Source organism: Lysobacter antibioticus (genome assembly GCF_000731095.1).
GTDB lineage: Bacteria > Pseudomonadota > Gammaproteobacteria > Xanthomonadales > Xanthomonadaceae > Lysobacter > Lysobacter antibioticus_B.
Map to the genome: position 1 here is coordinate 1 of NZ_JMTZ01000110.1, position 9,530 is coordinate 9,530.

Consider the following 9,530-nt stretch of genomic DNA (forward strand, 5'->3'; position numbering starts at 1 on the left):
CGACTCGGCGTCGGCTACAACTTCACCGAGTTTAGCGATGACATGACCGACTTCGATTACAAGCATCGCGGGTGGTTCTTGAACTTGATGGGTAGCTATTGATCGGCCTGGTCCGTTCAAGTGGAGTTCGTGAATCCGCGCAAGACCCCGGCCGTTAGTATTGGAATGATTTGTAGAAGTACAACGTATAAAGCCTATGGGCGTAAGCGCTCTGCCAGATCCTATCGTTGATAGTCTGGGCTAAGAAACTCATGGAGAGCCAAAGATGCCCATGATTTCCGTTCTTTGAGGAGGCACAGTTTCTATGCTCAAGTATGAGGCCGCCTTGGCTGAATCGAAGGTGCGCTTAAGCGACGCGCAGTGGAACTCCATCGTCGCCGCCCTATCGGGGAATGTAGCGAGCAGAGCGAAGCACGATGGGCACCACTACAGAAACTTCGTCGAAGCTGTGTTGTGGGTAGCGATTAACCGGGCATTCTGGAGCGAACTGCCGGCGGAGTACGGTTCGTGCCGATCGGTCTATATCCGCTACGTGCGCTGGTGTGAGGCAGATACCTGGTCGAAAGTCGAGGGCGCTCTTGGGCCAGGTGACCTAGGTGCTCTTTTGGGCCTGCTTCTTGTCAAGCATCGGGATGAGCAACGAAAGCGCAAGCGCCGGCGTGGGCGGAGGTCATCCATGGTCGCGGATGGTCAAGCTGCAAACTAAACGAGGTGAGGCGCTGTATGAATCACATATTCCGAATAGTTTGGTCTGCTGTTTCGGAGACCTGGGTCGTGGTCTCCGAGCTCGTCGCCACAGGTGGTCGAGGTGGCGGCAGCGATCAACGTATCGATATAGGGAGAGCGCTCAAGCATCGTAAGATCCGACGCATTCCGATTCCAAAAGCCGAGGCGTTGCTGAGTGCGAGCATCTTCGTGGCACTTATGGGCGTGTACGTCCCAGCTCGCGCTTTTTCCATCGGGACTTATGCCTATGATGGTCATACATACGACTTGGTCGATCCGCTTACCTTCGCAGCAGCTCAGGTCGATGCAGCGACCTATGCAGGTATCTATGGCAATGGCTACTTGGCCCGGGTAAACAGTGCAGGTGAGGATGCAGCGGTCTTCGGTTGGGTTAATGCTAATCATCTCGGGGCACTGAACACCGTAGGTGATGGCGGTGGAGCGCGTTACATATGGCTAGGTGGCGATGACCTTGCCACAGAGGGCACGTGGCGGTGGCAAAACAACAGCGACAGCTTCTGGGCGGGTGGGGCGGCCGCGGGTGGCTTCTATAACGATTTCGGTACCTTGTTCGGCGGCGAGCCGGACAACTTTCCTTTTGCACCTAGCGGCGGGCAGGATGCCTTGGGTATGGCCTTTGACGCCTGGCCCAAGGGAAGCCCCGGGCAGTGGAATGACATCGATGTAACCAACATTCTGCATGGCTTAGTCGAGCGCAATGAACTGGTGGCTGGGGTTACCTGGACACTTACATCCAACTTCACTATGACCAACGAGTTGCGCGGCGAGGGCAGCGTGGCCTTAGGCGGAAATACACTTACTATCGGCGCCACCAATACCAATGACACGCTGGCAGGAACGATATCTGGTGCGGGTGGTCTGACCAAGACCGGCAGCGGTACACAGATATTTACTGGAGCTAATTCCTATACAGGTACAACCACTGTTAACGCGGGTACTCTGCAGATCGGCAATGGAGGCACCAGCGGTAGCTTGGGATCCGGTGTAGTTACACTCGCGGCAGGAGCCACGCTCGCTTTCAATCGCAGCGATGTGGCCACGGCTTCTAACGCTATCGGTGGTGCCGGTCGGGTGACTCAGATCGGCACCGGCACTCAGATTCTGACTGGAACGAATACATACACGGGAACGACTACGGTGGGCGCGGGCACCTTGCAGGTCGGCAATGGAGGTGCGAGCGGGAGTCTGGGGACTGGCGCGGTAACCATCGCCACCGATGCGATGCTTGTGTTCAATCGCAGCGATGCGATGACGGTTGCCAATTCGATCAGTGGTGCTGGTGGCTTGACGCAGGCAGGTGTCGGCGCGACCACCATCAGCGCATCGAACAATACGGTCGGCAGAGTCGCCGTCAACGTTGGCACTTTGAGCGTGGCTGCGGGAGCGGGAATCAGCGGACCGGTCGACGGCTCACCTTTCACGACCACTGTCGCAAGCGGCGCAGTGCTCAATGTCGAGGGCAGTTACGGTTGCGGCACGGGCGCCGACACCATGACGGTGGCCGGCACGGTGTCGGGCGCGGGCACGATCGATCTGTGCGCTGGCGACGACACGCTTACCTTGAACGATGGTGCGGTTCTGAGCGCTGCGATCAGTGGCGGCGCGCATGGGGCCGGCGATGCCGTGGTGTTCAATAATGCCATGGCTTTGACGATCGATGGCGGCAACATGATCAACTTCGAGTCGCTGACGAAGCAAGGTGTCGGGGTGGCGGCGCTAACCGACAGCAGTGCTTTCATCAACACCTCGGTAACCGCAGGTACGCTTACGCTGGTGTCCGGAGCCGTTCTGGCGAGTCAGAGCACGACAGTCGAGGCCGGCGCGACCCTTGATGTGCAAGGGAGCTTCACCGGCAGTGCGGGCGACGACAGCTTCGTATCCCGAGGCAAGGTGATCGGTGCGTTGGCGTTCGGCAACGGTAACGATAGCGCTCAGTTCATCGGAGGGGACTCCAGTGGGGTGACGAATCTGGATGGTGGAAGCGGTGGCGACGATCGCCTGAGCTTCAGCGGCTTGACTGTGAGCGCGACTCCCTTAGCCCTGGCCGGTTGGGAGGAAGTAGCGCTCGAGCACAATAGCGCTCTGAATTTAGCCGGTACCCTCGACGTTAGCGGCGGCGTATTGAGCATCGACCCGACCTCCAGACTCGAGGTCGGGTCCGGCGCGAGAGTCACGGGTCAGCTCGATAATGCAGGCTTGATCAATGCGGGGCAGAACCGTCTTGCGATCGGTGGAGCTTACTCCGCGAGCAGCGGGCGATTGCAGCTGACCGTTTCTCCGTCCGGCCTGACCGGCGGCGGCTTGGACATCGGCGGCGATGTGACGGGAAGTACGCAGGTGACCTTCAACACCGATGGCTCAGAGGTGCCACAAACACCGGCTCAACTTCTGGTCATTTCCAGCCCGAACGATAACCGAGCGACCGTTGGCGACTTCGTCCCGGTCGGTGTGGTTGATGGGGTCATCCGCTTGACTGGCAGTACATTCCCTTGGGCACTCGAGCAACAGGGAGATAACAACTGGTACCTAAGCACAAAGGCTGCCGAGATTTTGCCCGAAATTGCCGGGTATGCCGCGGTGCAGAGCATCAGCTTTAGCAGCATACAGGGAAGCAAGCGAGTGCTGTTCGACCGCTTGGCGGGCGTGCGCGATGACGCTTTGAACTGTGCCGATAGCGAAATGGAAAGGCAGCGCAGCGATGGGACGCCGAATGGGCGGTGCCATGCGGTTTGGCTGAAAGTCACCGGTAGCGAGTTGGAGATGGGCGCCGACCCGGGCTTTGCTTTCAGCGGCGACGAGACTGGGCTGTACATAGGCGCGGACATGATGCTGCGAGAATACGAAGCGCATACCCTCCGAGGGGGCGTGGTGCTTGGGATTCAGCGCGGAAACCACTGGACGACGGGAGAGAACTCAAGCGGCCTGCCGGGCATCGGCGAATCCCATCTGCGGACGGATACGCCAGTCCTAGGCTTCTACGGCGGATCGAGCTGGAAGACCGGAACCTACGTCGATATGTCGCTGATGGGGCAAGTGACGGACGCATCGGTTGTTGTGGCCGATGGCTTCAGAGAGGACATTCGCGGAAACAGCGTGACTTTGAGCGCGCAGGTCGGCCATCGTTTCCAGCTTGCCAACGACTGGATGATAGAGCCGCAGTTGCAACTGAGCGCGAGCGCGATGCATTGGCAAGACAAGCTCGATGCCAGCGGGAAGCCCTTGGTTCTGACAGACGACGTGTTGGGACTGGTTCGGGTTGCCGCCCGTGTGCAGAAGGCTTTCCAGACGGCGTCGGGTGGCCGGATTCGGCCGTGGGCCACGATCGGCCTTCAGGACACTCTCGGCGAGAAGCGCGATTCGCTTTTTGTCGCGGCCTCACCGAGCGGTACGGGAGGAAGGGCCTTCCCTAATCACGAGCAGGGGTTGGCAGCCACGATCGATGTGGGCATGGAAACTGAGCTGAGTGGCAAGGCCAGCGTGTTTGGAGGCCTTTCCTTCGCAGAGGGTTTGAACGGAAGCAGTTTCACACAGCGCGAAGCGAACGTAGGTGTGCGAGTGATTTGGTGAGGCCTGGCCAGGTTCCGTGTTGTCCTACGGCGAGAGTCTGGACGGCAGCGACGTCAAGCAGCGCCAGACCAACCTGGGCGTGAGAATTCGTTGGTAAGCGATGGGTGGTCGGCGCCTGGTGGCCCGACCGCCCGACCGGCCGTTAGCACGGCCTGATATATGTCGATGAGCCCGTTGCTGCCCGTATTTAGTCGTTCTATCCGTACTTGGTCGTATTTCGCCGACTTCATGCACGCAATCGTGCCTGCCCCATCCAGTCAACGACTTATCCGTATCCGAAAGATGGTCACTGACATAGCCGATGGCACCCCGTCTGCTACGCGCACGCGACCCACCCGCAAGGAGACCAACATGAACCGCATCTTCCGAATCCTCTGGTCGCACGCACTGAACACATGGGTGGTCGTCTCCGAGCTCGCCACGTCCCGTGGCAAGAGCGGGGGCGGGGTCGACAAGCACGGGCGTGCGCATGTGTTGATGCCGGATAGGGATCAGGTTGGAGGCTCGCCCCATCCCCATAATTGGTTGTTGCAGCTGGGCGCACTCGCGGCATTGCTGTCGCTATATACACCGGCACAGGCCGTGAATCGGTTCTGGGACGTCAATGGCACGCTCATCAACCGTGGCGGCACAGGTACATGGAACCTGAGCAACCCGTTCTGGAGTACCAACGGCGACGGTGTGAGCGGTACTTACAGCGCATGGAACAACATTGCCCTGGACGACGCATTCTTTGGCGGCACCTCCGGGACCGTGACGCTGGATGAGCCGATCACTGCTCATAATCTCACTTTCGAGAGCACTGGCTACACACTCATTGGCAGCACACTCACCCTGAGCGGCGTTACACCCACCATCAACACCGGTAATGGCACAGCGACGCAAACCATCAATTCGGTCATTCTTGGTTCTGCAGGCCTAACCAAGACCGGAACCGGTACCCTGGTGCTCACAGGCAATAACACCTACAGCGGCGATACCGTCATAAGCAATGGAAATTTGGTGGTCGGTGATGGTGGCACCACCGGCAATGTTGGCTTTAGTAATGTAACTGTCGGTTTGACCTCGACCTTATCGATCAATCGTAGCGATACCTTCACTTTCGATCGAACATTGAGCGGTGCGGGCACCCTTGCGCAGATCGGCATGGGCACCACGACGCTCACCGGTTTGGGCAATCAGGTCGACAACATCACGCTCAGTGCTGGCACGTTGGACGTCGATGGCTCTCTAAATACACTCAGGATCATGATGAGCGGCACTTCCACACTCAACGTCGACGGTTCTGTGCAGAACCCCGTTGGCTCGAATGCGGTTGTTGATATCAATTCAGATGCCGGATCGAGCACGGTTAATGTTAATGCAGGTGGCACCTTAGTTGCCGCCGGCAACCTTGGCGCCGGAAACGATGTCCTTAATGTCGCCGGCACCTGGGACGCAAGATCACAAGTCCTGGATCTCGGTGCCGGTGATGATAGCTTGAACTTGTCTGGAACAATCAGGGGAACTGCCGGCATCCAAATGGGCGATGGCGATGACAGCGCCATCTTTAATGATGGATCAGTGCTAAATGCATCCATCTTTGGCGACATTGGTGTAGATAGCGCGATATTGAACAATGTCGGCGCTCTGACAATCAATGTTGACCGGCTGTTTGATTTTGAAACCCTTCAGAAAGACGGTGTCGGCGAGGCAAGTGTGATCGGCGAAAATGCCTTCGACAGCGGCACGGTCAACAATGGCACATTGACCGTGGTCGGAACTTTGGACTTGGTTGCAGTGGCTATAGCCGACGGTGCTGTGCTCAATGTGCCCGGCAGTGTAGGCAATGTATCCACTGCCACAGTAGGGGTTGGCGCCATATTAAATGTCGACGGTAGCTTCACAGGTTCGGCCGGTAACGACACCATGGCTGTATCTGGCACTGTAAGTGGGGGCGGTACGATCGATCTAGCGGGCGGTGACGATACGCTCACGCTCAATGATGGTGCGGCATTGAGTAACGTTATCGATGGTGCTGGTCATGGCGCCGGCGACACAGTGGTACTGAACAACGCTGGAGCGCTGAACGTTAGCATCGCTAACGTCGTTAATTTCGAGCTTCTGAGCAAGAACAACACCGGCACCGCGACCTTGACCGGCAACCAGAGCTTCAGCGGCGGCACCACCCTCAACGGCGGCGAGCTCGCAGTCGCCGGCGCGTTGAGCACGCCGACCCTGGCGATGGGCGACGATACTTCGCTAACCGTCGACGGCAGCCTGGACGCAGGGGCGGGCACGGCCGCCGCGATCACCGGCAGCGCCGGCGCCAACACCGTGACCGTCAACGGCACCGCGCTGGCCAGCGGCGATCTCGGCGCGGGTTTGGACGTGCTCGACGTGGTCGGCACCCTCGATACGCAGGGCGGCACCTTCGCCCTGGGCGACGGCGACGACAGCTTCGTGGTCCACGACGGCACCACGGTGCTGGGTACCGTCGACGGCGGCGCCGGCCTGGATACGCGCGTCTACGACATCAACCTGAGCGCCGATCTGGGCTCGCTGATGAACTTCGAAGGCGTTACCAAGACCGGCACCGGCGTGCTCAATATCAACGCCCCCGGGGCGACCGACCTGCAGGAAGTCAGTGTGCTCGGCGGCACCCTGAACATCGGCCCGGCCGGCAGCGTGACCGCGATCGCGGGCAGCCCGCTGAACACGGTGGTCGCGGCCGGTGCGACCCTGAACGTCGACGGCAGCTTCGGCTGCGGCGCCGACAACGACAGCATGAACGTAGCCGGCACCGTGTCGGGCAGCGGCACCATCGACCTATGCGGCGGCGAAGACGTACTGACCCTCAGCGACGGCGCGATGCTCAATGCGGTCGTCAGCGGCGGCGGCCACGGCACCGGCGACACCGTGGTGCTCGACAACGCCAATGCCTTCACTTTCGATGCCGCCAACACGATCAACTTCGAGCACCTGCAGAAGGACAACGCAGGCGTCGCGACCATGGTCGGCACGCAGAGCTTCAGCGGTGGCATCACCTTGAACGCCGGCGAGCTGAGCGTGGACGGCACACTGCAGACGCCGACCGTGGCGATGGCCGACAACACCATTCTGTCGATCGGCGGCAGCGTACAGGGCTTGGCCTCAGCCCCGACCGAACTGACCGGCAGTGCCGGGGTCAACACGGTGGAAGTGGCCGCCGGAGCGAGCCTTCTGGCGAGCGGCGACCTGGGCGCCGGCGACGACGTGTTCGACCTCGTCGGCACGCTCGACACCGGTAGCGGCACGCTCGCGCTCGGCGACGGAGACGACCGCTTCGACTCGGCCGGTACGGTGATCGGCCGCTTCGAATTCGGCGCCGGCAACGACACCGCCGATTTCCGCGGCGGCGACCTGAGCGGCCTGACTCGCTTCGACGGTGGGGCCGGTAGCGAAGACCGGGCGAACTTCCACGGCATGACGCTGGATCAGGCCGATGTGAACCCGCTGTCCAACTGGGAGCGGGTGGACCTGCTCACCGGCACGCAGCTGACCCTGGCGGGACCGCTGAACCTGGGCAACGGCCTGTTGTCGATCGATAGCACCTCCGAACTGGTCGGCATGAGCGGTGCCAGCTTGACCGGCAACTTGGCTAATTCGGGCCTGATCACGGTCGGCAATGCCCGCTTCGCTATCAGCGGCAACTACACCGGCGGCGGCGGGCTGGCATTGACCGTGTCGCCGGGCGGCCAGAACTCGGGCGGCCTGGACATCGGCGGCGACGTTGTCGGCACGACCGCGGTGACCTTCTCCAGCGACGGCAGCGAAACGCCGCTTCAGCCGGCGTCGATCCGGGTGATCTCGGCGCCGAACGACAACGCTGGCACCGTAGGCAACTTTATTCCGGCCGATGCTCAGGGCGGTGTGGTCCGCTTGAACGGCAGCGTGTTCCCCTGGACCTTCGACCGCCAGAGCGACGGCTGGTATCTGAACAGTGAAGGCGACGATATCCTGCCGGAAATCGGCGGCTACGCCATCCTGCCGACCATGGGCGCGGGTTTGATTCAGGAAAGCAACCGTCTGCTGTTCCAACGCATGGCCGGCATCCGTGGCGATACCCCGCGCTGCGGTTCGCACGAAGACGAGATCGAGCGCGCTTACTGGCAGTTGGAGGGCGATTGTCAGGGCTTCTGGGTGGCCGCTACCGGCAGCGAGTTGGAAATGGGCGCCAACCCAGGTTTCGCTTTCAGCGGCGACACTCTCGGCCTGTACGTCGGCGTCGACCGGTTGCTGCAGGACCGCGACACGCGCACGCTGCGCGGCGGCTTGTTCGTCGCGTTCCAGCACGGAAACTACTGGGCCAGCGGCGTCAACTCGACCGACCTGCAAGGCATCGGCGAAGCCAATGTGCGAGTGGATACGCCAATGGTCGGCATGTACGGCAGCGTCAGTTGGAAGAACGGCACCTATGTCGACATGACTCTGGTCGGCCAGTTGCCCGAGGCCACCATCGCCGTCGCCGATGGGTTCAAGGAAGAGATCGACGGCAACAGCCTGACCCTGAGCGCTCAGCTCGGCCATCGCTTTCATTTGAGCAACGGCTGGGCCGTCGAACCGCAAGTCAATCTGAGCGCCAGGGCGATGCAGTGGGAAGACAAGCTCGACGCCAGCGGCAAGCAACTGGTGATGGACGACGACTTGCTGGGCACTGCGCGAGTGGCGGTTCGCGCCGACAAGTCGTTCGAGACTGCTGGCGGTGCGCGGGTGCGGCCGTGGGCGACACTCGGTGTGCAGGACACCCTGGGCGAGAAAGACAACGCCCTGGTCGTCATTCCGCCCGGTGCTGCCGGACAGACGCAGGTATTCCCGAACCACGAGCTGGGACTGATGGCGACCGTCGACGTCGGTGTAGAAGCCGAGTTGAACGAAAAGGTCAGCCTGTTCGGCGTGTTGTCCTACGGTGAGAGTCTGGACGGCAGCGACGTCAAGCAGCGCCAGGCCAACTTGGGCGTGAGAATTCGTTGGTAAGCGATGGGCGGCCGGCGCCTGACGGCCAGACCGCCCGTTAGCACGGCCTGATATATGTCGATGAGCCCGTTGTACTGACAGGGCCAGTGAACGCCGGGAACAATATCGATTGGACGATAACCCCGAACTTAGGTAACGATCTCATTTGTACGATTACCAACGCCACGCCAAGGGCGACGTTGACTCTTCTAAAGACAGTAGTCAACGACAGTGGTCGCACG

3 protein-coding genes are annotated in these 9,530 nt (G+C 60.7%); all 3 read left to right on the plus strand.

Annotated features, from left to right (window positions below; genetic code table 11):
• The first annotated feature begins 304 nt into the window (after window positions 1-304).
• The 3 genes from EX88_RS25490 to EX88_RS25495 all read left to right on the plus strand — a co-directional run bounded on the left by EX88_RS25490 (window position 305) and on the right by EX88_RS25495 (window position 9,309).
• Window positions 305-706: a transposase gene (locus tag EX88_RS25490; RefSeq protein ID WP_081931360.1), complete on the plus strand. Its 402-nt coding sequence runs from the start codon at window positions 305-307 to the stop codon at window positions 704-706.
• A gap of 17 nt (window positions 707-723) precedes the next feature.
• Window positions 724-4,314 carry an autotransporter domain-containing protein gene (locus EX88_RS0121690; protein ID WP_081931361.1) on the plus strand — a complete coding sequence of 1,197 codons (3,591 nt, stop codon included), beginning with the start codon at window positions 724-726 and terminating at the stop codon, window positions 4,312-4,314.
• A gap of 351 nt (window positions 4,315-4,665) precedes the next feature.
• Window positions 4,666-9,309: an ESPR-type extended signal peptide-containing protein gene (locus EX88_RS25495; protein WP_161786165.1), complete on the plus strand. Its 4,644-nt coding sequence runs from the start codon at window positions 4,666-4,668 to the stop codon at window positions 9,307-9,309.
• Window positions 9,310-9,530: the final 221 nt, after the last annotated feature.